The organism is Ruminococcus sp., assembly GCF_016283395.1.
The window spans coordinates 17,941-43,499 of sequence record NZ_JAEEMU010000054.1 but is presented as its reverse complement, the minus strand read 5'-3'; the positions used below and the strand labels follow the sequence as shown (position 1 = coordinate 43,499).

Below are 25,559 nucleotides of genomic sequence, written 5' to 3'. Positions count from 1 at the left end.
TCAGCTCATAGCAGGAACAGGACAGTTTTTGAGGACATTTTCCACATATGCCTCGCCTGAGCCAAAGGCAGTTTTGCCCTGCGGTGAAAGTATTATTCTGTGAGAGAGCACCGAAACAGCCGTATTCTTTACATCATCGGGAGTTACATAGTCTCTCTCGTAGATGTACGCATAAGCCTTTGCCGCCTTGAAAAGCGCTATGCTTCCGCGGGGACTTATGCCGAGAACGGTATTTCTGTCCGCTCTTGTTGCCGCAACGATATCAACGATGTACTCCTTGACAGCGTCGCTGACGCGGACCTGCTTTACCTCCTGCTGCATTGCGATGATATCTTCAACGTGCATTACAGGTTCTTCTATATTAACAATAGGATTGTTGAGCTCTGTTCTTTCAAGTATCTGTACTTCCTCCTCCATTGAGGGATAGCCCATAGACAGCTTCATGAAGAATCTGTCCATCTGAGCCTCGGGAAGGTGGAAAGTACCGTAGGTCTCTACAGGGTTCTGAGTTGCCATAACGAGGAACGGCTTCGGGAGCTTGTGGGTAACGCCGTCAAGACTTATCTGACGCTCCTCCATAGCCTCAAGCAGAGCCGACTGTACCTTCGGCGAGGCACGGTTTATCTCGTCCGCAAGGAGGAAATTACACATTACCGCACCGTCGCGGTAAACAAAGTCGCCCTTATTTGAATCGAGCATAGTAAAGCCAGCAATATCCGAGGGCATAACGTCGGGAGTAAGCTGGATACGGTTGAACTTTCCGCCTATGGAGCGTGAAAGAGCAGTTATGAGCTGTGTCTTGCCGACACCGGGAACGTCCTCAAGAAGAACGTGACCTTCACATAACAGCGCGGCTATCAGCTTGATTACCGTGTCCTTTTTACCTACAATGACTCTGCCGACAGAACCTGCGAGTTTACTAATTCTTTCATTCATATTACAGTACCTCATACTTTTGAGCATATTATCCAATTAAAACTATTATAACATATTTTCCAAATTACTTCAAGGGAAAACCATACGAAAAAAAACCTGTATTATTGTAACATCTCACAATAATACAGGTGTTATAATGTGGAAAATTTGTCCAATTAATCGCTATATCTATATAAAAAAGCTGTTTTTTCTGTTGATAAGTAAAAACAGCGGCAGGATTATTCCGCCGCTGTCTGTAAAAGCTTTGATTACTTGATCATGTTAGCGATCTCGTCAGCAAAGTTCTCTTCCTTCTTCTCAACGCCCTCGCCGCGCTCGTAACGAACAACGTCAACGACCTTGATAGAACCGCCGAGCTTCTTAGCCTCAGCGTCAACATAGCCCTGAACTGTGAGCTTGTCGTCCTTAACGAAAGCCTGCTCGAGGAGGCAGTTCTCGCTGTAGTACTTGCCAACCTTGCCTTCAACGATCTTTACGCGAACCTGCTCGGGCTTGGAAGCCATCTTAGGATCCTCAGCCATCTGAGCGAGCATGATCTTCTTCTCGTTCTCGATAACCTCAGCAGGAACGTCCTCTCTTCTTACGTATGGAGCGTTGAGAGCAGCAGACTGCATAGCAACGTCCTTACCGATAGCAGCTACCTGATCAGCAGAAAGGTCTGTGTCCATCTTTACCATAACACCGATGCTGCCGTTGTTGTGGATATAAGAAGCAAGCTTGCCCTCGAGTCTTACGAAACGACGGATAACGATGTTCTCTCTGATCTTCATGCCAGCGAGCTCTGTGAGAGCCTCGCCTACTGTGCCATTGCCGCCGCTGATAGGCATATTCTTGAGAGCCTCAACGTCAGCAGGATTCTTCTCAATGATTGTGTTTGCTACGTTAGCAACGAAGTTTCTGATATCGTCTGTGTTAGCAGCGAAGTCAGTCTCTGTGTTTACTTCGAGGAGAACGCCTACCTCGCCGTTTACAACAGCTGTAACTACGCCCTCAGCAGCAGCTCTGCCGCTCTTCTTAGCCTGTGTAGCAAGTCCTTTTTCTCTGAGGAACTCGATAGCCTTGTCCATATCGCCATCGTTCTCTTCGAGAGCCTTCTTACAGTCCATCATACCAACGCCTGTGGACTTCATGAGTTCTTTAATTTCAGCAACGGATACCTTACCCATTGTAATTACCTCCTATAATGTATTAATCCGCAAAAACCCGAAGGGTTAGTTCGGGTTTTTGATTGTTTTCAATGTTTGTATTATGATTATTCAGCGTCTGCCTCAGCAGCCTCAGCTGTTTCCTCTTCTGCCTCAACAGCAGCTATAGCGTCATCGCCCTGTCTGCCTTCGATAACAGCGTTAGCGATAGAACCAGCGATAAGCTTTACAGCTCTGATAGCGTCATCGTTACCTGGGATAACGTAATCAACTTCATCAGGATCGCAGTTTGTATCAACGATAGCAACGATCGGGATATTGAGCTTCTTAGCTTCTGCTACAGCGATCTTTTCCTTGCGTGGGTCAACGATGAAGAGTGCTGCGGGGAGCTTCTTCATTGTCTTGATACCGCCGAGGAACTTCTCGAGCTTTTCAATCTCGAGGTTGAGCTTAACAACTTCCTTCTTAGGGAGAAGTGCGAATGTACCGTCTTCTTCCATTGTGTGGAGCTGCTCAAGTCTCTTTATTCTTGTCTGGATTGTCTTGAAGTTTGTGAGCATACCACCGAGCCATCTTGCGTTTACATAGTGTGCGCCAGCTCTTGTAGCCTCTTCCTTAACAGAGTCTCCAGCCTGCTTCTTTGTACCTACAAAAAGAACTTCGCCGCCCTGAGCTGCAATGTCACGAACGAACATATAAGCTTCTTCAAGCTTCTTAACTGTCTTCTGAAGGTCGATGATGTAAATTCCGTTTCTTTCTGTGAAAATGTATGGTGCCATTTTCGGGTTCCATCTTCTTGTCTGGTGTCCGAAGTGTACGCCAGCTTCAAGAAGCTGCTTCATTGATACTACTCCCATGGTGTAGTCCTCCTTAAAAATTGGTTATTATTAATCCTCCGCCCTACTTAGCTCAGCAGCAACGCAGACATCTGCGCACCAACCACTGAAAGTACAGGCGTGCGAATTGCCTTAACATTATATCATTTTCTGTCAAATTTTGCAAGACTTTTTACAGCCGCTATTTCAACAAACTTAAAAAACTGTTTTTTCGAGATTTTGTTGATTTTGCACTTTCAGCCAACTTGTCACGTTCAACGAGCACTACATCTTCTCCGACAACCTTTATATCCTTACAGGAAATGATAGTATCATCTTCCCTGCCGAACAGTCCAAGAAGCCTTGCTCCGCCGTATATTACAAGCTTTTCCACGCTGCCGCTTTCCATATCGACTTCAATATCATCTATAAATCCCAGTCTTTCTCCTGTTGCGATATCTATGACTTCCTTCCTGCACAGCTCTTCAAAGCTCAGAAGCATATCGTCACCTCGTATAATCTATTTATACATTATATTATATCATGCAAGGAAAAAGTATTCCTCGGGAGTTCTCATATCACCGCTTGAAGCGTGTGAGTAATACGAAAGGATCAGTGATGCATCAACAGCATCAACAACAAGATCATCATTAACATCTGCTTTAACATCATCTGTTTTAGAAAATGTCGATTTTCCGTTTTCGGTAGATCTTTTTGAGTACTCGGAAAGTACTGCCGATGCATCAACAGAATCTACTTTTCCGTCACTATTCACATCACCGTACCCGAAATCAAATTCATTGAACGGGATACCGTTATCTTTTGCATATCGTTCCGCCTCAGTACCTTTTTTGCCATATATTTCCACATTTGAACAAAGGTTATAATCAGGTGAATAGTAACGATAGCCTACAGCGTATTCCTGTATTTCTTCAACAGAAGGAGGGATTATAATTCTCGAAATCTTATATGAATTCAACGCCGCAGTTTTTTCAATTTTTTTCACTCCATTACAGAAACGCATTACTTCAAGACTGTGCATTCCATGCAGAGCGTGATCACAAATCGTTTCAACAAGAGGCGGTATAGTAATTGTCTTTGCCGAAATACAGAGTTGAAAGGTGTCTCTGTTTATTTTCTTGAGCCCACTGTTAAGCTTTATATCATCAAGAGAATGATTGGTATTGAAAGCATATTCGCCAATATTTTCAAGTGACGATGGAAAATTGATGCTTTTAAGATTTTTGCATTCACTAAAAGCCGATTCACCTATTTTACTGATAGTTGAGGGTAAGGTTACATACTCGATATCAAGATTACCGCGAAACGCTTCCCTTTCAATACTTACAACTTTATATTTGCCAAAAGCAGCAGGGATTTCGACTTTTGAAGCATTACCGTTATATTTAGTGACGGAACAAGTGCCGCTTTCATCGTCCACATTATAAGATATATCATTATCAGTAATTACATCTGCATTAGCCCTTACAGGAACAGAACAGAACAAGGCTCCTATGACTGTAAAAATCGCTGTAATTTTCTTATTCATCATCATCTTCATCGTCATTGCCGCCTTTTTTCTTGGCAAATACAGCTGTACCTACTGCAAGGATAAGGGCTGCAATAATTATTATCAAAATAACGCCTCTTGGAAATGTATCTCCTGTTTGCGGAGAATTTGCTGCAATAAGCATTAATGCGTATGTCATTTTATTGTCCTCCTATAAAATAAGTAAAATACTTTCTTATTGTATCACAGTATCAATGCTTTGTCAAATGAAAAGCCCTGCTTTATGCAGGGCTTTTATCATCAGAATCTGAAATCGCGCTTGCCGTCGTTCTTTATCTCATCAAGATATTCGATAGCACGCTGTCTGCGCTTTTCATCAGGAACGTTCTGTATCTCCTTAGCGATAAGAGCTTCGCCCACCTTCTTAGTCTCGGGCGATGCGTAGTCTGTAAGGTACTCCTGAAGTGTCATAAGAGCATTTGGGTGACAGCAGTTCTGTATCTGTCCCACCTTACAGAGAGCCATGAAACGGTCGCCTGTACGTCCCTCACGGTAGCAGGCTGTACAGAATGACGGGATATGTCCCTGATCCATGAGCCACTTTACAACTTCATCAAGTGAACGCTGATCTGATACGTCAAACTGTTCTGTATCGTGTGGTCTTTCCTCTGGAGTATATCCTGCGTAGCCGCCTACAGATGTTCTTGAACCGCCCGATATCTGTGATACACCAAGTTCGAGTACCTTTGCACGACATTCCTCGCTCTCACGGGTAGAGATTATCATACCTGTATACGGAACAGCAATACGGATACAAGCTACGATCTTTGCAAATGTATCATCGTCAATACCGTTATCAAAAACGCTCGGGTCAATATCAGAAGCTCTTCTTATACGGGGAACACTTATAGTATGAGGTCCTACGCCGTGAACAGCTTCGAGGTGTTCAGCGTGCATAAGAAGTCCTGCAAACTCGTACTTGTACAGATCAAGTCCGAAGAGCACTCCGAGACCAACATCGTCTATACCACCCTCCATAGCTCTGTCCATTGCTTCTGTATGATATGCGTAGTTGTGCTTTGGCCCTGCGGGGTGGAGTCTCTCATAGCTCTCCCTGTGGTATGTCTCCTGGAAAAGGATATAAGTACCTATACCAGCTTCCTTGAGCTTACGGTAGTTCTCAACAGTAGTAGCTGCGATATTTACATTTACACGGCGGATAGCACCGTTCTTGTGCTTTATCGAATAGATAGTGTTGATACATTCAAGGATATACTCGATAGGATTGTTTACAGGATCCTCACCTGACTCGATAGCAAGTCTCTTGTGACCCATATCCTGAAGTGCGATAACTTCCTGGCGTACTTCTTCCTGTGTCAGCTTCTTACGCGGTATCTCCTTGTTCTGGAAATGATAAGGACAGTAAACGCACTTGTTTACGCAGTAGTTAGAGAGATAAAGAGGAGCAAACATAACTATTCTGTTTCCGTAGAAAGCTTCCTTTATCTCACGGGCAAGATCATACATCTTCTCAGTCATCTCAGGGATATCACAGGCGAGAAGCACACTTGCTTCGCGGTGCGAAAGACCTGCACATTCCACTCCCCTGCCTGTTTTTCTTGGCTTTGCCTTTTCGAGTATCTGCTCGATAAGTTCACGGTTGTGCTTATTCTGCTCGGCATATTCAAGAGTAGCCTTTATTTCCTCATCATTTATAAAATCGTCCGCATTCATAGACTTTACATCATACATATTTGTTTCCTCCTGTATCAATAATTCACTTTTTTGAAATAGCTGCTTTCACAGAAACGCCATTTATCTGTCCAAGCCTGCCTGTGAGACTGCTTATAACATCAGGCTCAGCATCAAGAGCAACAGATATAAGTGATATGCCGCGTTCCTTGTATGGGAGTCCCATACGACCGATAATAATATCGCTGTAGTCGTGAAGTACATTATTGACTTCTACTGCCGCCGACTGTTCATCAATAACTATCGCCGTCACCGCTATACGTTTGTTTTCCATTCTCTCCTCCTTTAAAGGCTGGAAAAGCAGTCAATAAAAAATCCGCCCAGCATGGACGGAGAATATCTGCATAGTATTATACAAACTGCCATCCGATAACAGAGTTTTCACCCTGATGCCCGAAAACAATAAATCATTTCACAGCCAAAACCAGAATAAATCCTGCTTTCCGCTTTTAATATCTTATCATATTGTTACATTATTGTCAATGTCACTTTGTTAGCACAAACTAAATGAATATATATATATGTGTTTTATGCTTTATATTTATTGATATTTTCTTCATATGTACTGCTGTAGCCTATTATTGTGCATTTCAAACAATCAAAACAGTATTATTTCAAAAAAATATATAATTTTTCAAAAATCACTGGACAAATTCTTTTATTTGTGATATACTTATTTATAGATTTATTTTTGAGGTGATTATTAATGGGTTTATTCTCATTTTTCCAGGGTGGAGCTAAATATTTCGATAAAAAGATCGACCCTAAATGCGATTACTGTACGTACGGAAAAAGAACAAAGGACGGAAACAGAGTCCTCTGTGAAAAAAGGGGTCTCGTTGAACAGAACTATTCATGTAAAGCTTTCATCTATTCTCCATTAAAGAGAATACCTGTTAAACAGCTTAGATTTGTCGGAAGCATCGCTGATGATGACCTTTACATAGAGTCAAAGGGCGATCGCAGTGAAAAGGAAGAAGCAGAAAAGCAGACTGCAAAAGACGATAAGGCAAAGAATGACAAGAAGCAGACTGCTCCTGCTAAACAGGCTGAACCCGAAAAGAAAGCAGAGCCTGCTAAAAACAATGAACCGGCTAAACAGCCAGAGTCTCCAAAGCCTCAGAATGCTGAAAAGCCAGCAGCTCCCCCTGCTGAAAACAATGAACAGCCTGCCAAGAAGGAAGAGGAAAAAGCTGCTCCAAATAATGAAAAGAAGGAAACACCTGCTCCTGCACAAGCTCCCAAGCAGCAGCCTCAGCCAACACCACAGACTCCGCAGACTGCACTTCAGGCAGCTCAGCAGGCAGCACAACAAGCTGCACAGCAAGCTCAGCAGACAATGCAGAAGAAATAATTCCGCGTATTATAAGAGGAGTGTTTACTGCACTCCTCTTTTTTATCATTTCTTTCATTTTTTTACTTGACAAAATCCAGTTTACAGGTTATAATATTACTTGCTTGTTTAAATATAATATGCGGATGTGGTGAAATTGGCAGACACGTCAGATTTAGGTTCTGATGCCGTAAGGTGTGCAGGTTCAAGTCCTGTCATCCGCACTAAAGCAAAAACGCCGATATTTCGTTTTAAAAGCGATTTATCGGCGTTATTTCGTTTATCTTTTCACAAATATTTGTGAACGATAACCATTGATTTTTGAAGTAAAAACAGTATTATTGAATGAAATTAGACACGAAATTAGACACGCATCATTCATTTTTATACTGAGTTATCATGTTTTTGATCTTAGCTGCCTTGTCAATCTGCTTCTTGTGTTCATAATTGTACACTGCAAGCATTTCGGCAGGCGGTTCGCCGTCTCTTTCACGGACTTGATCAATGAGCTTTGCTACTTCTTCATGTAGCGTTCTTACGTGCCCCATTTCAGCCTCTGCAAGGCTTGCGAATGTATCGGCAAGGCTTGGATGCTCTGTCCTCTCACGTCTTGCCATTTTGATATAATCTTTAGCTCCGCAAAGTTCATCATCAATGAGGTCAACGAGTTTCATAATGATTTTCATAAAAAATCACCTTATGCCGTTGTTGTTGCTGGCTGAAGCGGTGTGAAGTAACCGCCGTTAAAAGTCCACGCATTCGGGAACTTCATCATACCTGCGGTTGCAGCCTGAAGCTGAAGTGCGTTAATCTGTGACTGCATATCAGCCATACGATTACCCATAAAACCAGAGTTTTTTCAAGAAAAAAGATAATAAACAGAAAGAAGCCCCAAGACATATTGCCTCAGGGCTGAACTTCTATATGAGTTTCTTTCTTGGTACAAAAAATTCGTTGTTATTTGATATCAAAATATCCGAGAAGATATTTCTGTATTATGACTGCATCCATATTTGTAACGCCGTTTCCGTCAATATCGGCGCGAAGATTGCCTGCTTCTGTGATATGGTTTTCATCTGTGCCGCTAATACCGTATTTTGAAGGGTTGGCCAGAGACTGCATAATGAGGACGATATCGGACATATCAACTGTTCCGTCATTATTGCTGTCGCCGTTTCCGACATCTGCAAAATTCCAATTCTCAACGTTGTAATCAAGATTTGTTTCAGTTTTACCGTCTTTGACAGAGAAATTGATAGTTTCATCACTGAAGCACTTGTAATCCTTTGAGAATATGGATATGGTTGATGAATAATCACCGTCGGGAAGTTCAAAATCACGGTCAAGTGGGAAAAAGCCTATTGAGTTTCCGTCGCTGTCCTTTATTTCTGCAACACCTATATTATTAGAATCCTCACGTAATCCGCTGTATCTTTCATACAGTCTGAAATTAAAAGTACCGTCGGGCTTAGGCTCCTCTTTGTTGCGTTTAAGTTCAATAGTCCAGTCGGTATTATCATTTTCATTTTCAAATATGAAGAGCTTTAATTCACTGAATCTAAAACCATCTTTGGAACGTGAAATACTTTGTTTATACTCTTTCGGTACTTCCTCAAAACCTATATAATAGTCTTGATCAGGATCAAAATCCTTTTCTGTAAACAGTCTTTCAGAAACATTTGAAGTATCCCACATTGCGATAAGTTCGTCCGAATAAGGGGAGATGTCTCTGTTTTTTTTATCTTCTTTAAACAGTGCTGCCTTGATACCCTTGATACTTTCACCTGTATCCGCATCAACAATGGATATTTTTGCTGTAGCACCCTCAGGTCTCTCTGACTCCACTACAGTAACGGTGAATTCACTCGGGTTTGCAGTAATTCTGTCTTCATAATCGGTATTTGATCTTCGGGGGCTATATTTAATAACGTATTCGCCTGGTCTACTGTTATCGAATTCATAAGAATCCATTCTTTGCAAAGACAATGGAGTCCCAAAATCATCCCAAACACCATAATGTTCATTATCTAAATTACTTTCGATTACTCCACAGCCAATTGTCCAGCTTCCTGCAAGATCAAGCTCTTCACCGATCTTATATTCAAGCTTTTTAGGCGGAGTAAGAGTTAAGGAACCTTCAAATATATTTATTGTGTAATTATATCTTTCCAGTATCACATCATAGCTTTCGTTTTCTTCGCCTTTATAGTAAATATCTCCCGTATCGTCAACAAAACATTCGCCGCGAACATTAGTGGGTTCAATGTAAAAGCTTATTTCGTATCTTTTTTCGTCTGTGAATTTATTAAAAATATCCTTTGGGATCTCAACGCAGATACTGCTTTTATCTTCCGTGTCATAATGTCCGCAGTTAATATTCATATTTTTCTTTTTTTCTTTATCATAAACACCCGCAAACAGATTGAATTGCAGTCCTGTGAATTCTTTGTCAACTTCATTGTCTTTGATATTAAGTATCATCGTTGGATTTTTTTCTGCACTCGTATCTTCAGTTTCGGCGGCAAAAGCTGTAATGACAGGATTGAATAACATTCCTGCACATACAACAGCGGCAAGATTTCGTTTCAGTAATTTTTTTGCATTCATTGTAATTCCCTCATTTCTTTGATTTTATCATGCTTTTTAAGGTAATAAAAACCTTTCTGTAAATTAGACGTTTGAGACTGTAAAAACTCTCATATAATCGCCTTCAATTTTTTTGACATTTTGCAAAGAATTAAAGCTATGCATTCATTTGCATAGCTTTAAATGAATAAATATAGTGAGGTGGAGGGATTATTCAATCCATATTAAGTGTAACATAGTATGCTTAAAATATACTTAAATTGCATTTTTTATACTATATTTTCACCATCAGGAATAAAAAATGACGTGCAGGATTTGGTTTATGATTATTTTATCATTTATCTTCCGCTTATTTTTATATTTTATAAAATACAAAAAGCAGTTCACATTACAATGAACTGCTTTTTGCGACAATACAGATCTAAAAGATTTTTTATTTATTTAAAAGCATATCTCATGAATGTGTAGAGATGAGGCTTTACAGAATCAGCACCGTGTCCGCCGCCCGGAATCGACTGGTATACGTGGTCAACACCGTTTCTTGTGAGAATGTCACTGTAAGACTTAGGGAATGTACCAACAACAGAGTCATTAGTACCTCCTGTTATCATGAATACGTTAGGCTCCGGACCTACGTCTCTGAACTTCATTTCGCTCTCAGTCATACAGCCAGGGTGCTCCATGAACATATCCTTACCAGGTGTGATACCCGGTGCAGGGCAAGCTCCGCCAACGTAAGCGAAGAGGTCGGGACGCATAAGACCTATGTAGATAGCTTCACGTCCGCCCATTGAGAAACCTGTGATAGCGCGGTTCTCTCTGCCTGTCTTAACTGGGTAATTAGCTTCGATGAATGGAATAAGGCTGTCCGAGATATCATAGAGGAAGTTGTCATAAGCTTCGCAGGTTGCCTGATTGATACCGAATCCGCCACCCTGACTGCCGTTCTTGCTTGTGAACTGACTTGGGAGTACGATGATCATTTCCTCTGCCTTGCCGTTGCCAATAAGTCCTGCCATGAGCTCCTGAACACCCATACCGTTTACCATGCTTCCCTCGTCACCGCCGATGCCGTGGAGAACGTACATTACAGGATATTTCTTGCTTGGATCATAGTTAGGAGGAAGAACAACGTTACAGCTCTTCTGTCCGCCTGTGAATTTACAGTTATATGTTTTCTTTTCAACCTTGCAGCCCTTTGCCTCGTTGCCGCCCGGAACTGATGTAGGCATATCCTTGCGGATGTCAGCATTAAGGTTTCTGCCTGAATTTGAAGGAGTAGTAGTGGTTGTAGTACCTGATATTTCTGTGGTAGTTTTTGCTTTTGTTGTAGTAGTTGTCGCCTTAGATGTTGTCTGAGTTATTGTTGTGAAATTATTGGCTGTAATTTGTTCAGATGTATTGACATTCGATGAATAGCTCTCAGGAAGTGTCTTAACGAGACCTAAGAGATACTTCTGGATAGTTAGAGCGTCATTTGAAGTGATGCCGCTGCCAGCTTCATAAACATCTGCGTTATATATGCCTGAACCGTTGAGCTTATACTTATTGGGATTTGCAAGGGACTGCATGATAGCTACAACATCACTCATATCTAATGCGCCGTCATTATTTGCATCGCCCCACTTTGTTACCTTAGCATCGAGCTCTGATTTAAAATCAACAGATGTAGTGATCGCAGGTGTTGTTGTTTTTGTAGTAGTAGTTGTTGTCGAAGTTATAGTTGTAGTAGCTGTTGTTGTAATTGGTTTTGAAGTTTTCAGATATTCATCTATGACTCCTGCCCAGTATTTACCCATTTTTTCGTAGCCAACAGCATTAGGATGAACACCGTCACCAAGATCAGCTGTTCCATTGAGACAGCCGTGGATATCAGCGAATGTTACACGCTTTCCATTGCTTTTGTACTCTTCTGCAACCTTTTTTACGGCTGCGTTGTAGCTTGCGATCTGAGCTGATCTGTCTCCGCCACCGCCAAACATACCACCGCCAAGTTCGGGGATAGTTGAGAGGAATAACATACCGTCAGAAGGCATATCCGTAAGAATATAATCAACAAGATCACGCAGATCCTGCTCGCAGGCACTTGTAGCACGATTGCCGTTCATATCATTTGTTCCTATGATAAGAAGAACTATGTCAGGCTGCGCTTGCTTTATAGCATTCTTTTGTTTCAAAACATCATACAAACTGCCAAAGCCTGAGTTTTGCTTGATAGTATATCCGCTGTAGCCTGCGTGATTATCATCGTAAGTAACACTCTTTCCGTTGTAGTTGAAGCTTGCGCTGTTTTTTCCCTCAGGGCCGACAAAATCAAAATTGTTATAACCTTTTTCTTTCAGGAAATAATCAAGGTACTTTCTGTAACCGCCTGTATCGCCCATTCCGAAAGTAATGGAATCACCTGCAGGCATTATCTTTATAACGTTTTCATTCTTAGAAATGTTGTTTTCAGTATTATCAGAAGACTGCTGCTGTCCGTTGGTGTTGCCGAAGTCAAAGCCGCCGTTGTTTCCGCCCATGTTACCGAAGTCGAAGCCACCGTTGTTTCCGCCCATGTTGCCGAAGTCGAAACCGCCGTTGTTTCCGCCCATGTTGCCGAAATCGAAACCGCCGTTGTTTCCACCCATGTTGCCGAAATCGAAACCACCGTTGTTTCCACCCATGTTGCCGAAATCGAAACCGCCGTTGTTTCCGCCCATGTTGCCAAAGTCAAAGCCACCGTTGTTTCCGCCCATGTTGCCGAAGTCGAAGCCGCCGTTGTTTCCGCCCATGTTGCCAAAGTCAAAGCCACCGCCAACATTTCCGCCTGTAACACTGCCAAGATCGATGTCCCCCTCAGCTGCCACTGTTGAAAACGGTACACTTACAGCGATCATCAATACAGACATTGTAAGGCTGAGGATCTTCTTCATTTTTGAAATTTTCACTTCATTCACTCCTTTGTTTGTAATAGGCAAATTTATGATGTCAGTAATCCCCGTTACTTCTAAAACTATACCAATTTAAAGTATATACCTAATTAGTCTTTCAAAGTCGATCGTTTACTGTAACGAAAACGATACAAGCTAATTATAATTTATACGCGAATATATATTAGCTAATAGAGATCACTTAATCCACTATTAAATTAACATTATATACTTAAAATTATCTTAAAATTATCTTAAAATCAAAATTTTTTAGATAGCCTCTCCATAATAAGCTGCTTGCTCAAAAACACATATGGAAAGCACTGTACTTCTACAGACGTGCAGCACTTTGTCACTGAAGATTCGTTCCAAAGCTAAAAAAGTGGAAAATAAAATTCGAGGCACTAAGCCCCGAATTTATGTTAGCTTATTTTGTTTTTTTCTTCATGAATTCTTCCATAGACTTTGCTTCTTCATTTGTAGTCGAAACATATGCATAGTAGGCAAGAATTCTTGAAGCATCAACCGAGTCGATTATACCGTCAGAATTAACATCTGCAGCCAGTTCCTGTTTTTCTGTAAAACCACCCTCCTGATTTGTTGATATGCGCGCATAATACTTTAGCACAGCCGAAGCATCAACGGCATCTATTATTACGCTGTTATTCACATTACCAAGAGTATACTCAGGCTTACTTATTTCATTATCATTGACCGTTATTTTTAACTGCTTAACGTTATAGTTCTTATCAATTATGGTGATTACGGCGTCTCCTGCTCCGACAGCAGTAACTGTTCCATCACCCGAAACAACAACATCTGTATTACTTGATTTAAATGTTAGATCTCCACGATCTAACGGTATCTTGTATTGTTCACCGTTTTTTATAGATATAGATGTTACTTCCAAAGACAGCGGTATTGTTGTTGTAATCGATGTAGCAGCTGTCGTTGTATTTGTAGTTGTAGATGTTGTGGTAGTAGTTGTTATCGTACTTGTAGTTGTTGACGTTGTAGTAGTTGTCATCGTACTTGTAGTTGTTGAAGATGCAGCAGTAACTTTAATCTTTAAATATTTTTCTGCATTTCCAAAATATGATGTATTATAACCATCTGAAACCTCAAGATAGTATTGCAGTGTTCCCTGTCTGCTATCATCTGAAGGAATTACAGCAATATATTCCCAAGTACTCATATTTTGCATAGGTACACTTTTCCATTTGTTTTCATCTTCGTATTTATACTTCAGAACAGCGGTTATATCACCACTTACATAAATTTCTGCATATGCAAGGATTGTTTCATTAGCTTTAGCTTCTGGTATGAATAAGTTTAATATCTTAGGAACATTAACATTAGTGGTAGTGGTGGTCGTAGTTGCAATGGTAGTTGTTATTTGAGTAATTATTGCAGAAGAAGTAATTTTAATAATACATGGATTACTTCTGCTTCCGTAATTTGCCTTATTAAAACTATCAAAAGCCTCGATATAGTATTCCAAATTACCTTCTTTAACTTTATCTGACGGAATTACTGCTTCATATACATAACTGCCATTGTTTTGCATATTTATAACGTTCCACGTATAGCTTGCGTCATACTTATAATAAAGCGTCATATTTTTGAAATATGTATCATTATCAACGTCAGCTGTTATTTTAATATCATCGCCCGTTTTAGTTCCTGTTACAGTTACTTTGTTTATAACAGGCTTTTTTCATTTTCAATGGAACACATTCAATAATATTTGAAGGTTTTGACTCCGTAAAATCTGTATCAACAGAAGTAAAATAGTAATAATACTTCTGACCTGTAATTACATCAGTATCAACGTACTGTAAATCCTCATTTGAAATGAGCGACTTATTGATTTTCAAATAAACATTTGAATCGCCTATTGAACGATATAGATTATAGTCTGCGACGGTTTGGGTTACTCCTTGAGTTAATGTAAGCTTATTTCCGCCTGAAACACCTTCTCCTATTAATGTATAAGATTGAATTGTTGCAGGTTTTACAACATTAATACCAAATCTTCCTACGTCATTGCCCGTAACAAGCCATCGGTCATCAGCTGCAACGGCACCCTCAGAACGAATATATATCATCCCCTCTCCAGCTGAATCATCCAGTATAATTTTTCCTATCCACTCCCTTGGTGATACCCAACTGCCTAAAACTTTATAGTCCATATAACCGATTTCATCTGAATAATCTATAAAGACAGGGAAATCTAAACCATTTATTCTTTCAAAACTATCATAATACTTTACTGCTGTTACATCAGGCTGAATATCCGTTGCCATATCACGATTGAATTTCACATGAACCATTAATGTCTGCCCAGGATAAGCGTTTTCAATACGTTCGCCCTTTTCATCAGTAACATAAGCTTCTGTCATAAAAGGATACATTTTTTCAATTTCAGGCGAGACAAGTGTAAGGTATGAATCGCTTGATAATTGTTTCAAATCTTCCTCATCATAATTGGCACCAAACTGAGGATTATCTGTTCCATAATAATTCCTTATTCCTTTTTTACACATTTGATATATGTTGACATTCTGCGGCTCAACAAATAATATCGCATTATTATTTGATGTTCCATTTAAGCAAAAATTTCTATTAAAGGGATAAGAAAACATATCAAAAAACGAATCCCTGATATAGACATTATTTTTTTGCTCACTATAATAATTTGCATTTAACCAATTAAACAAACAGTTTTCTGAATTATAATATGTCTCAAATGTATCATAATCACATCTATAAGTAGGACAGTACACTATAAAATTTTTTGTTCAATTACATTTCTATGTGTTCCATAACCACGTGAAAATATTTTGCAATGATCACAGTAACTGACATCAAAATCAAGAGATACAATTTCTGTATATATAAATTGAGACGGAGGGTCTAACAATGCACTTCCTACTTTTGATTCTTCAATCAAATTCCATCCCATTCCACCACTAATCATTCCATATCCAAATAATGAAACTGGATCGTTATCAGTGCCTTTACTAATAAGCAAGCCATGATCAGCATTTAATGTACTATAATTCTTAAATTCAACCTGTGTCCCAGGCTTTATGATCATTATTACGCCCTCATTAAGTGTCACATCACCATCAATTATCCAGTATCTTGACCTATCAAGAGTAATATCCTTTTTTATCTTTCCTCTGATATATTGAATATTCTGCGTTTTCTCATATAAATTCCCCCTTAATTTATACAGCAAACTTATTGCTTTATTTAATCATAACATCACATTTGAAAGATAGTTTTAATTGTTTATTAATATCGCACATTTTAGAATTATATTAGTTATTTGATACAAATCATCATGTATGATTTGTGTAAAATGCCGATAGTATAATCAATAATATATCAAATATACATAGATAAAAAGAGAGCAGCCGAAGCTGCACGTTTTATTATCTGTTCAGTATGTTTTATATCATCACTTTAACTTTATACTTCTGATACTTAAAATGTATTATACACTTTCCAATTCATCGGTTGCTGATCGTTGTCAATAGCAGAATAACCGCTTTAAGATGATTTGTCTGAGTTAGTATGAATATGCTTATGAATAAATAATATTGACATTTGCGTTTATATGTGGTATAATGCTGCATCGAGGGCAAAGCATTTAAATGTAATGCCGGATAAGACTATAGGCTGAAACGTCTGCTGTTTTGTCCGGCTTTTTTTGTGGAGGTATATGAATGAAAACCAACAGCTTCACTGATGGAGCGATACTTTCTAAGCTTCTGAGATTCATGCTGCCTGTACTTTTTGCGATGTTTCTTCAATCGCTGTACGGTGCAGTTGATCTCCTTGTGGTAGGTCAGTTTGGAACAGATGCCGATGTATCTGCGGTTTCCACGGGTTCACAGATACTTCAGACACTGACCAACCTTATTGTCAGTTTCTCTATGGGCATCACGGTCTCAGTCGCTCAGCGTATAGGACAGAAACGTCCCGAAGATGCTGCTCAGACGATTGGAACAGGTCTCATCATCTTTGCAATAACAGGAGCAATATTCACTGCCATCAGTGTAACAGGTGCCGGAGGACTTGCAGCTATCATGCAAGCTCCCGAGGAGGCGTTTGACCTGACTAAAAGCTATATCAGGATCTGCGGCGGAGGCTTTCTCATCATCACAGCCTATAATCTGCTCGGCAGTATATTCAGAGGCCTTGGAGATTCCAAGACACCGCTTATTGCAGTCGGTGTCGCTTGCGTGTTCAATATCATAGGTGATCTTGTGTTTGTTACTGTCTTAAACCTCGGCGCGACAGGTGCTGCGCTTGCAACAGTCATGGCGCAGCTTGTCAGTGTTATCATTTCATTCTTTATTATCAGGAGAAAGGAACTGCCTTTTGTTTTTCACAGAACGAATCTGAAAATGGAAAAGATCCACGCTAAAAACATTATCCGTATCGGTACGCCTATAGCATTACAGGATTTCCTTGTTGGTATTTCGTTTCTTGTAATACTTGCTATTGTAAACCATATCAGCGTTACAGCATCAGCTGGTGTAGGTGTTGCAAATAAGGTTTGTGCTTTCATCATGCTCGTTCCGATAGCCTTTATGCAGTCCATGTCCGCATTCGTTGCTCAGAACTACGGTGCAGGACACACAGACCGTGCCGTGAAAGCTCTCAAAAGCGGTATTGCAGTATCACTACTGTTCGGTGTTGTTATGTTCTTCCTTGCGTTCTTTCATGGCAATTTGCTTTCGGGAGTATTCTCCGACAATCCTGATATAGTTGCCGCTGCATGGGATTATCTGAAAGCCTATGCCATCGACTGCCTTTTTACCTGTTTCCTATTCTGCTTTATAGGTTTCTACAACGGTATTGAAAAAACTAAGTTTGTTATGATACAAGGTATATGTGGAGCTTTCCTTGTGAGGATACCAGTTGCATTCCTTATGCAGCAGACAGGAAACTGTTCTCTGTTCAGGATAGGCCTTGCAACTCCGTGTTCCACAGTTTTGCAGATCATCATGTGTTTTGCAGTATACATACATTTCAAAAAAACAATGCATTTTACAAATAAAACTACAATAGTTTGAAAAATATTATACGCTCAATAAGTTTGTCAGAGCATAAGTATCTTATCCGATGTTTGTATCCGCATTGTATGTAAACAGCTTCAAATAGCCAAGGCTTCCTCATTTCGGAGAAGCCTTTTTTCTTCTATTTGCAGCTTGTATTTGCTCAATAGCTGCTCAATACGAATTATCTTCGTATTTTTCAAAATAATGGCATTTCTTTTTCAGACAGTCGTGACTTTTCAAAGTAGTTTGGTGATACTGCCTTTATGTTCGGGGAAATGACAGTATCCGACAACTTGCTATCAGCTTACAAATATGCGTTTACCAATGATAGGTTTTATTTCAATATACAGATTATCGGGTATGGAAAATTGTTCTGTATTGTATACAAGAGTTACAGTCTCGCTGCGGTAGTCCTTTTCAATGAGCATGAGCAGTTCACCGAAAATCTTGCTGAGATTGCCGCGGTTAATCTCATCGATGATGAAGAAATAATCACGTTCGGGATCTTTTTCGGCTTTATCACGGCAGAACCGATAGAACACGTCCTCTTTCAGCTCAAATGAGCCATCATCATTCGGACGATAGCCCATGATAAAGTCCTCGTATGAATAGCTCTGGTGGAACTGGATAAACTCGATACGGCTATCATCTTTCTCGCCATGAGCGAATACGCCAGACGCTTAGCGGTAAAGGTCTTGCCCACGCCCGGAGAGCCTTGCAGGATTATGTTTTTCTTGTATTTAAGCAAGGCGGCAAGGGTGTCGTACTGTTTTTTCGGTTATGTAAACTTGCGAAAAGAAATCTTTTTTTGTGTAAGTATTGTCTTTTTCTGTTACAGTTAAAGAATCTATTGTTTCATCACTCTTATCAGTCTTATATCCGATAAGCCCCCATACGCCTTTACCTATTCCATTAACAGAATAAAACAATTCTTTATTTCCTTCTTTAAAAGTTTGCGTATCTCTACAATGGCTCTATAAAGAGTTGCTAACTTGACGCTGCCAATTTTGATTGGTTTTAATATAAGGTAATTTATTCCTTTCAAGAATTTTGGCATTGATTTCAGACAAATGAGCACTGCCGCCTAATTCTTTCAAGCTTTCAATAATTTCACTCAAATATGATACCTCATTACTTATCTGTTCTTTTTCTAAAACAGTGTTAGCTTTATTTACATCACCTACATTTACACTTAGAAAATCATCAATATCCATGTAACCAATCTTTTTGAGTTCTTTTTCAACAAAAGTATTAAAAGCTGAACTATATCTTTTCTTATATATTATTTCTATTCCTATTTTACTTTTAGGTAATTTAGCTTTTCCGCCAAAAAGATTGTATTCTAAAGCATACTCTTTTATTTTTTCAATGCCAATTTTATTACATATTGATTTAAACTGCTTAAATGCCAATTGTGATAAGGATCGCATTTCTTTTTTCCCTCCATACTATTCTAAAACATTTTATATGTTATTATCTCCTTAATCAGAAATCCACAAAGTAAATGCCAATACTTATTTGCGGAAACTCCCCTTTATGTTGATATTACTTACCTATACAGATAACAAAACACCTTTTATAGGTATATTTTACCACATTTCACTTCTCAAATCAACACATTTCAGCAAATTATACCAATTCTTATGTGGCCAAATTTTAATATAATTATCATGATAACCTCAAACCAAACGTTGTTATTCCCTTTTTATACTTCTTACCATTTTCTGTGGATTGACAATTATACATCGGTCGCTTATAATAGAAATAACATGATCACGGGGAGGATCTCAGCATGAAAGCTCACAGGATAATTGCAATATTCGCCGCGGCATCTCTTGCCGTACCTACATATTCAGCGGTAGCGGAAAGTAAATCTCAGCACAGGATAGTCGGTTATCTTCCCGACTGGAACTACAGACCATTCAGTAACCTTGACCTCAGTCAGCTCACGCATATCAATATAGCGTTCTGCAATCCTGACGAAAACGGAACGATATACTGTGATATTCCCGAAGATGAGCTGAAAAGTATTATTGCAAAGGCACACAGTCACGATGTAGAAGTCTTTGCAGCATTGGGCGGCGGCGGTGGCTGTGACGGCTACTTACAGCACCTCGATACTCCCGAGGAACGTGAAGCGTTCAACACGAATATTATGGACTACTGCGACAGCTACGCCTTTGACGGTATTGACCTCGACATCGAGCTCGGCTCAAGTAATAATATATGGAACTACTATGGGGACTGGTGTGCGGAGCTGCGCACTCTCTGTGACACAAGAGATATGAAGATGTCTACTGCTACAGCTCAGTGGGTAGCCGAGAAAGTATCTCCCGAAACCTTCGCACTCTTTGATTTTGTGAACGTTATGGCTTATGACAATGACGAGGACAAGTACTCCCACGCTTCATACGAATACTCCGTCGAATGCCTTGACTATTTCTCCCAAAAGAAGAAAATCCCAAGCGAGAAACTGGTTCTCGGTGTTCCGTTCTACGGCAGAGGCTACACCTCGGACGGTGAGCTTGACTGGAACTCATATATGTCCTTTGGGGATATTGTCAGCAAGGGAAGCGAATACTACAGTGCGGACAAATATAACGGAATTACCTACAACGGAGCCGAAACTATTGCAAAGAAAGCCGAGCTTGCAAAGAACTACGGCGGAATCATGATATGGGAGCTGACTCAGGACGCAAAAGGTGAAAAGTCGCTGCTGAAAGTGATAAATGATACTCTCGGCAATGGTACTGCCGTTGCAGGTGATGTTAATTCTGACGGCAGCTTCAATGTCTCTGACCTTGTACTTTTGCAAATGTGGCTGCTTGCCAAACCAGATACTGAACTGAAAAACTGGCAGGCTGGCGACCTATGCAAAGACGACTGGCTTGATGTGTTTGACCTGTGCGCTATGAGGAAAAAGCTGATTGAATAACGAAAAATCTCCCCGAGCAATTCGGGGAGTTTTTTACATATTAGGAAAAATATAGAATATCATTTCAATCATATTTTTTCTTGTCAGGATGAGAACTCAGGTGCGCACTGATAAGGCGGCAGAACTCATCACTGTATTGCTCTGCTTTTCGCTTGCCAACTCCCGATACATTCAGGAACTCATCGCGTGTTACAGGATGCAGTCTGCACATATCCATTAAAGCCGAATCAGAGAACACAACATACGCAGGTACTTTTGCCTTTGACGCAAGCTTGCTGCGAAGTGATTTGAGCTTCATAAACAGCAGGTCGTTCACGCCTATCTGTTCATCTGTAAGTCGTTTGCTTCTTGGAGTTTTCTTCGGCAGCTTCATTTGTACAGGTATTCGCTCTTTCAATATTTTTGCAGACAACGACGTCAGCTCAATGACAGGATACTCGTCATCAGTACAGCAGAGATATCCGTTTGCAGCAAGATAATCGATCTCCGCACGGATAGTTTGTACAGTTACATCTTTCATGATACCGTATGTTGAAAGCTTGTCAAAGCCGAGAGAGATCAATCTGTCATTTTCACTGCCGCGAAGAACATCTATCACCATGCTCTTTCCGAAATAGCGTCCTTTTTGCTTTATTCTGAATACGCACGAGACTATTTTCTGCGAATCGACAGTAATATCAACGTCCTCAAAGCCGTTAACGCAGTTAGAACAGTTACCGCAGTAAGAGTGCGCTTTATCGCCGAAATATCTGAGCATGAATTCTCTAAGGCAGCCTGTCGTTGTCGAATAAATAGTCATATCTTTCAGACGCTGTCTGTCGCGTTCCAGCATGATCTCCTTCTCTTCATCGGAAAGGTCATCATTCTCCTCGCGGCTTTTTTCTATCATGAAGTTATTTGTGCGAACGTCCATTTGTCCGTAGAGCAGGATACACTGAGCGGGACTGCCGTCACGTCCTGCACGTCCTGCTTCCTGATAGTAGCTTTCGATATTCTTAGGCATATTGTAATGTATGACGAACGACACATTTGACTTATCTATGCCCATTCCGAAAGCATTGGTCGCTACCATTATCCTCTTGCGGTCGTATATGAAATCCTCCTGATCAGCACGTCTTTCAGCGTCTGCAAGCCCTGCATGATATCTGGTGGCAGAGTAGCCGTCTGCGTTTAGCTTATCGCAGATCTCCTCAACATTTTTGCGTGAAATGCAGTATACTATGCCGCATTTGTCGCCGAAGCCGTCGAGCAGTTTTTTCAGCTCTGCATACTTGTTCTGCGGCTTCAACACGGAAAAATACAGATTAGCACGGTCAAAGCCTGTAACTAAGGAGAACGGCTCATAAAGTCCAAGCAAACGAACTATGTCCTCTTTTACTGTATCCGTGGCAGTTGCCGTAAAAGCACTGACTATCGGACGCTGCGGCAAGCTTCTGATGAATTCGGTGATATGAAGATAGCTCGGGCGAAAATCCTGTCCCCACTGCGAAACACAGTGTGCTTCGTCGATAGTGACCATAGCTATTTTTATTGACGAGACAAGGTGCTCCATTTCCTGTGTGCCAAGACGTTCGGGAGCAACATATATCAGCTTATATTCGCCGCGGCAGGCGCGGTGCATGACTTCGTAGTATTCCTCAGGCATAAGAGAGCTGTTGATACAAGCAGCACTGATGCCTGCCGTTACAAGTGCACTGACCTGATCCTTCATAAGAGAGATTAGCGGAGATATAACTATTGTAACGCCGTTCAGCATAATAGCAGGCACCTGATAACACAAAGACTTCCCTGCTCCTGTCGGCATGATGCCGAGCACATCGCCGCCGTCCATAATATGGTCTATAAGCTCCGATTGTCCGCTTCGAAACTCCCTGTGACCAAAATATTCATTCAATACCGTTAGTTTGTCCATATGCACCACCTACCGATGTTATTATTTTTATTATAACATCACAGCTGCAAAAATGCAAGAATATTACTGATAATCGTGAATTATCAGATATCCGATTTTATCAAAAAGTGCCAGACAGCCGCATAAATATGTACTGAATGGAATGTCACACATATATAAGACCGGCTGTCACAGCCGGCCTTATCATACTCTTTTCTATTGCACCATTTTACGTTTACACATAATTCGTTATCGACTCTTTGTGTTACGAGAAATTTTCCTGTCCGAGGAGGTACTTCTGTATCTTTAGTGCATCGCTTGAGGTGATACCGTTACCGTTGCCCTCAACGTCAGCACAGTCTATACCCTTTTCTGTTATATGGTGCTCGTCAGTACCGTTAATGCCATATTTGTTAGGATTTGCAAGGCTCTGCATTACAAGCACAACGTCGCTCATATCAACACCATCATCGCCGTTAGCATCGCCGAAAGCATAAAAATCGACGCCGTTGATCTTTGCAATTTTTTTCGCAGTTGAATCTGCATATCCATATATCTTTTCAACCTTTTTCAGGTCAATGGAATTTGAATAGAGATCACAATTGGCAGAATAGATCTTGACTATGACTTTTTCTTCAGAAGCATCATCTTTCCATGTAAACGAATCTACACCGATATTTTTTACGTTTTCAGGAATAATGATAGTTTTCATATCTGTACCATTAAAAGCATACCAGCCTATTTCGGAAAGACTATCCGGTAAGCTGATCTCTTCAAGTGCTTCGCAGCCTTTGAATGAAGAATTTCCTATTTCCTTTAATCCGTTGCCAAACTTGACCTCTTTTAGGTTAGTACAGCCGCTAAAAGCTTTATCTTCTATTTCTTTTAATCCATTGCCTATCTCGACCTTTTTAAGGTTAGTGCAGCCACTGAAAGCAGAATCATTCATTTCTATGACATTGTCATACAGTTTCAGCGAAGCAAGTTTTTCACAGTTTGCAAAAGCCTCGTTTCCTATATATTCAACGCCTTCTCCGCCTTCAATGCTTTCAAGATTTTTGCAGCCACTGAATGTTTCTAAAGGAATAACCTTTAGATTTTTGCCGATAACGACTTTTTTGATCTGTTTCTTTACTTCACTTGGTATAAAATTGCTCCTGTACGACGGGTAGACATAAACTGAGAGAGTGTATCCCTCACTTTCAGTTGATGAAGCCAGCTTTTTTGTACCTGCTGCGTTTAAATATGCTACAGGCATACCCTGTACTTCATCAGGAATTACCAGAGTTCCGTCTTCTAAAGCACTTTCACTTATGTCTGTAATAACAAGTTCACCTTCGGACTCGTCAAATTCCATGCCGTATGCAAGTTCACTTAAAAAGTCATCACAGGGATTGAATTTAATATTCCTGATATTATCACTAAATGATATGCTTTTAACTTTATCAAGCCTTCCAAATGCGTACTTACCTATTTCTTCAAGGCCTTCACCGCCCTCGATCACTTCGAGATTTCTGAACTCCTCAAATCCACGTTCAGTTATTCTCTTTACGTTTTTTCCGAGAACTATTTCCTTTACATCTTCTGCAACTCTGCTATTTATTCTTATATATTGTATTCCTTCGGTATACATTCCGAATTCAACAACAGGTATGCCGTCAACCTCATCAGGAATGACCAGTGTTCCGTCTTTTACCATAGGTATTTCCTCTACCTTGAGACCACCATTAGTCTCTTTAAATGACATACCGTAATCTCTTAAAGTTATCAGAGGATCAAGCGCTGACAATTCCTGTTTATCGTAATCCCCATTTTCAAACTGCTCAAAAGTACACCAGTTCAATTTATAACGTTCTGCCTGATATCTTGCATTGGAATTTTCATCACAGACTATAAGTGTATTTTCCCAACGAGTTTCATCACAGAGTTCACATTCCGGATTCTTTATTTTAACGATACCGCAATACTCCTTTGGAATATCATAAGAAACAAAAACGTTTTCGGCCTTTTCAAATCTTTCAGGAACTTCAAAGACTTCAATACCTGTTCTTTGAAAAGCTCCACTTTGTATTTCTTCTACACTTTCGCCTATCTCAAAGCTCTTCAGATTTACACACAGGCAAAAAGCATCTCTTTTGATTTCCTTTAACTTGCTTCCTGTTTTGACCTCTTTTAAGCTGAAACATCCGCTGAAAGCATATGTACCGATAGATTCAAGTTCATCGTTAAGAGTAACAGTTTCAAGCTCATAACATTCATCAAAAGCTTGAGAATCTATCTTTTTTACATTTTTTCCAAGAACCACTGATTTAATATGCCGACAACCTGAACTACTCGCATCAAAAGCGCAGTAGCCTATCGCTGTAACAGGACAGCCGTCCACCTCATCAGGTATTACAAGATCAACGATAGAATCGTCTTCTGCCCCACTGACAATCGCTTCACCGTTGCTTATTTTGTACTTGATACCGTCCTTTACTACCTCGGCAGAAGCCTCGGTATCGGCTGCGCAAACGCTGCTGATAACGTTTTTCCCCTCTGTAACATTGCAGGCTCCCCCAACGAGCACAAGTGCTGTTACAGCTGCGATGATTTTTTTGATTTCCATAGTTTTTCTCCTTTGATTATATCATTTGCCTTTTACGGCATATTTATATTATATCATTAAA

Annotated in this window: 23 protein-coding genes and 1 tRNA gene; 4 read left to right on the top strand and 20 right to left on the bottom strand. The window is 40.3% G+C overall.

Going from position 1 to position 25,559, the window contains the following annotated elements:
* The 8 genes from QZZ41_RS14165 to QZZ41_RS14130 all read right to left on the bottom strand — a co-directional run bounded on the left by QZZ41_RS14165 (position 1) and on the right by QZZ41_RS14130 (position 6,432).
* Positions 1–936: a MoxR family ATPase gene (locus tag QZZ41_RS14165; protein ID WP_037325078.1), complete on the bottom strand. Its 936-nt coding sequence runs from the start codon at positions 934–936 to the stop codon at positions 1–3.
* A 248-nt stretch (positions 937–1,184) separates the two neighbouring features.
* The gene (gene tsf / locus QZZ41_RS14160; RefSeq protein ID WP_072300142.1) at positions 1,185–2,102 is read right to left on the bottom strand and encodes a translation elongation factor Ts; all 918 of its coding nucleotides are present in this window, start codon (positions 2,100–2,102) and stop codon (positions 1,185–1,187) included.
* A gap of 86 nt (positions 2,103–2,188) precedes the next feature.
* Positions 2,189–2,938, bottom strand: coding sequence for a 30S ribosomal protein S2 (gene rpsB / locus QZZ41_RS14155; protein WP_295073549.1), 750 nt, complete (start codon positions 2,936–2,938; stop codon positions 2,189–2,191).
* Positions 2,939–3,098: 160 nt separating this feature from the next.
* The gene (locus QZZ41_RS14150; RefSeq protein ID WP_295073546.1) at positions 3,099–3,398 is read right to left on the bottom strand and encodes a YlmC/YmxH family sporulation protein; all 300 of its coding nucleotides are present in this window, start codon (positions 3,396–3,398) and stop codon (positions 3,099–3,101) included.
* A gap of 39 nt (positions 3,399–3,437) precedes the next feature.
* A complete protein-coding gene (locus tag QZZ41_RS14145; RefSeq protein ID WP_295073542.1) occupies positions 3,438–4,457 on the bottom strand; it encodes a leucine-rich repeat protein in 1,020 nt (339 codons plus the stop codon).
* A complete protein-coding gene (locus tag QZZ41_RS14140; protein WP_295073540.1) occupies positions 4,438–4,605 on the bottom strand; it encodes an LPXTG cell wall anchor domain-containing protein in 168 nt (55 codons plus the stop codon). Before QZZ41_RS14140 ends, QZZ41_RS14145 begins: the two co-directional genes overlap by 20 nt.
* A 101-nt stretch (positions 4,606–4,706) precedes the next feature.
* On the bottom strand, positions 4,707–6,158 hold the full coding sequence (gene hydG / locus QZZ41_RS14135; RefSeq protein WP_295073537.1) for a [FeFe] hydrogenase H-cluster radical SAM maturase HydG: 1,452 nt from the start codon (positions 6,156–6,158) through the stop codon (positions 4,707–4,709).
* Positions 6,159–6,183: 25 nt separating this feature from the next.
* On the bottom strand, positions 6,184–6,432 hold the full coding sequence (locus QZZ41_RS14130) for a TM1266 family iron-only hydrogenase system putative regulator (protein WP_295073534.1): 249 nt from the start codon (positions 6,430–6,432) through the stop codon (positions 6,184–6,186).
* Positions 6,433–6,864: 432 nt separating this feature from the next.
* Here QZZ41_RS14130 and QZZ41_RS14125 point away from each other — a divergent pair, with 432 nt between their 5' ends.
* Together QZZ41_RS14125 and QZZ41_RS14120 are read left to right on the top strand one after the other, a co-directional pair.
* Positions 6,865–7,512 (top strand): hypothetical protein, encoded by a 648-nt coding sequence (locus tag QZZ41_RS14125; RefSeq protein ID WP_295073531.1) that lies wholly within the window; start codon positions 6,865–6,867, stop codon positions 7,510–7,512.
* A 121-nt stretch (positions 7,513–7,633) separates the two neighbouring features.
* Positions 7,634–7,715 (top strand) — tRNA-Leu (locus QZZ41_RS14120).
* Between the two features lie 150 nt (positions 7,716–7,865).
* Here QZZ41_RS14120 and QZZ41_RS14115 read toward each other — a convergent pair.
* The 7 genes from QZZ41_RS14115 to QZZ41_RS14085 form a co-directional block, all read right to left on the bottom strand.
* Positions 7,866–8,177: a hypothetical protein gene (locus tag QZZ41_RS14115; protein ID WP_295073528.1), complete on the bottom strand. Its 312-nt coding sequence runs from the start codon at positions 8,175–8,177 to the stop codon at positions 7,866–7,868.
* Positions 8,178–8,188: 11 nt separating this feature from the next.
* Positions 8,189–8,323, bottom strand: coding sequence for a hypothetical protein (locus QZZ41_RS14110; RefSeq protein WP_295073526.1), 135 nt, complete (start codon positions 8,321–8,323; stop codon positions 8,189–8,191).
* Between the two features lie 125 nt (positions 8,324–8,448).
* Positions 8,449–10,098 (bottom strand): dockerin type I repeat-containing protein, encoded by a 1,650-nt coding sequence (locus tag QZZ41_RS14105; RefSeq protein WP_295073523.1) that lies wholly within the window; start codon positions 10,096–10,098, stop codon positions 8,449–8,451.
* Between the two features lie 416 nt (positions 10,099–10,514).
* On the bottom strand, positions 10,515–13,007 hold the full coding sequence (locus tag QZZ41_RS14100) for a GDSL-type esterase/lipase family protein (RefSeq protein WP_295073520.1): 2,493 nt from the start codon (positions 13,005–13,007) through the stop codon (positions 10,515–10,517).
* A 409-nt stretch (positions 13,008–13,416) separates the two neighbouring features.
* Positions 13,417–14,490 (bottom strand): dockerin type I domain-containing protein, encoded by a 1,074-nt coding sequence (locus QZZ41_RS14095; RefSeq protein WP_295073517.1) that lies wholly within the window; start codon positions 14,488–14,490, stop codon positions 13,417–13,419.
* Positions 14,491–14,665: 175 nt separating this feature from the next.
* Positions 14,666–15,709, bottom strand: a complete 1,044-nt coding sequence (locus tag QZZ41_RS14090; RefSeq protein ID WP_295073514.1) for a hypothetical protein — start codon at positions 15,707–15,709, stop codon at positions 14,666–14,668.
* A 65-nt stretch (positions 15,710–15,774) separates the two neighbouring features.
* On the bottom strand, positions 15,775–16,233 hold the full coding sequence (locus QZZ41_RS14085; RefSeq protein ID WP_295073511.1) for a hypothetical protein: 459 nt from the start codon (positions 16,231–16,233) through the stop codon (positions 15,775–15,777).
* A gap of 490 nt (positions 16,234–16,723) precedes the next feature.
* Between QZZ41_RS14085 and QZZ41_RS14080 the strand changes: the two genes are divergently transcribed.
* Positions 16,724–18,079, top strand: a complete 1,356-nt coding sequence (locus QZZ41_RS14080; RefSeq protein ID WP_295073508.1) for an MATE family efflux transporter — start codon at positions 16,724–16,726, stop codon at positions 18,077–18,079.
* Positions 18,080–18,363: 284 nt separating this feature from the next.
* On the opposite strand, the gene QZZ41_RS15455 is transcribed toward QZZ41_RS14080, so the two are convergent.
* The 3 genes from QZZ41_RS15455 to QZZ41_RS14070 all read right to left on the bottom strand — a co-directional run bounded on the left by QZZ41_RS15455 (position 18,364) and on the right by QZZ41_RS14070 (position 19,494).
* Positions 18,364–18,702, bottom strand: a complete 339-nt coding sequence (locus QZZ41_RS15455; protein WP_367267483.1) for an AAA family ATPase — start codon at positions 18,700–18,702, stop codon at positions 18,364–18,366.
* Positions 18,615–18,812, bottom strand: a complete 198-nt coding sequence (locus QZZ41_RS15450; RefSeq protein ID WP_367267482.1) for an AAA family ATPase — start codon at positions 18,810–18,812, stop codon at positions 18,615–18,617. Before QZZ41_RS15450 ends, QZZ41_RS15455 begins: the two co-directional genes overlap by 88 nt.
* A 226-nt stretch (positions 18,813–19,038) precedes the next feature.
* The gene (locus tag QZZ41_RS14070; protein ID WP_295073505.1) at positions 19,039–19,494 is read right to left on the bottom strand and encodes a hypothetical protein; all 456 of its coding nucleotides are present in this window, start codon (positions 19,492–19,494) and stop codon (positions 19,039–19,041) included.
* Between the two features lie 362 nt (positions 19,495–19,856).
* Here QZZ41_RS14070 and QZZ41_RS14065 point away from each other — a divergent pair, with 362 nt between their 5' ends.
* Positions 19,857–20,999, top strand: coding sequence for a glycosyl hydrolase family 18 protein (locus QZZ41_RS14065; protein WP_295073502.1), 1,143 nt, complete (start codon positions 19,857–19,859; stop codon positions 20,997–20,999).
* 64 nt (positions 21,000–21,063) lie between these two features.
* Here QZZ41_RS14065 and recQ read toward each other — a convergent pair whose 3' ends face one another.
* The gene (gene recQ / locus QZZ41_RS14060) at positions 21,064–22,911 is read right to left on the bottom strand and encodes a DNA helicase RecQ (protein ID WP_295073500.1); all 1,848 of its coding nucleotides are present in this window, start codon (positions 22,909–22,911) and stop codon (positions 21,064–21,066) included.
* A gap of 244 nt (positions 22,912–23,155) precedes the next feature.
* Entirely contained in the window at positions 23,156–25,498 is a 2,343-nt protein-coding gene (locus tag QZZ41_RS14055; protein WP_295073497.1) for a leucine-rich repeat protein, read from the bottom strand.
* Positions 25,499–25,559 lie beyond the last annotated feature (61 nt).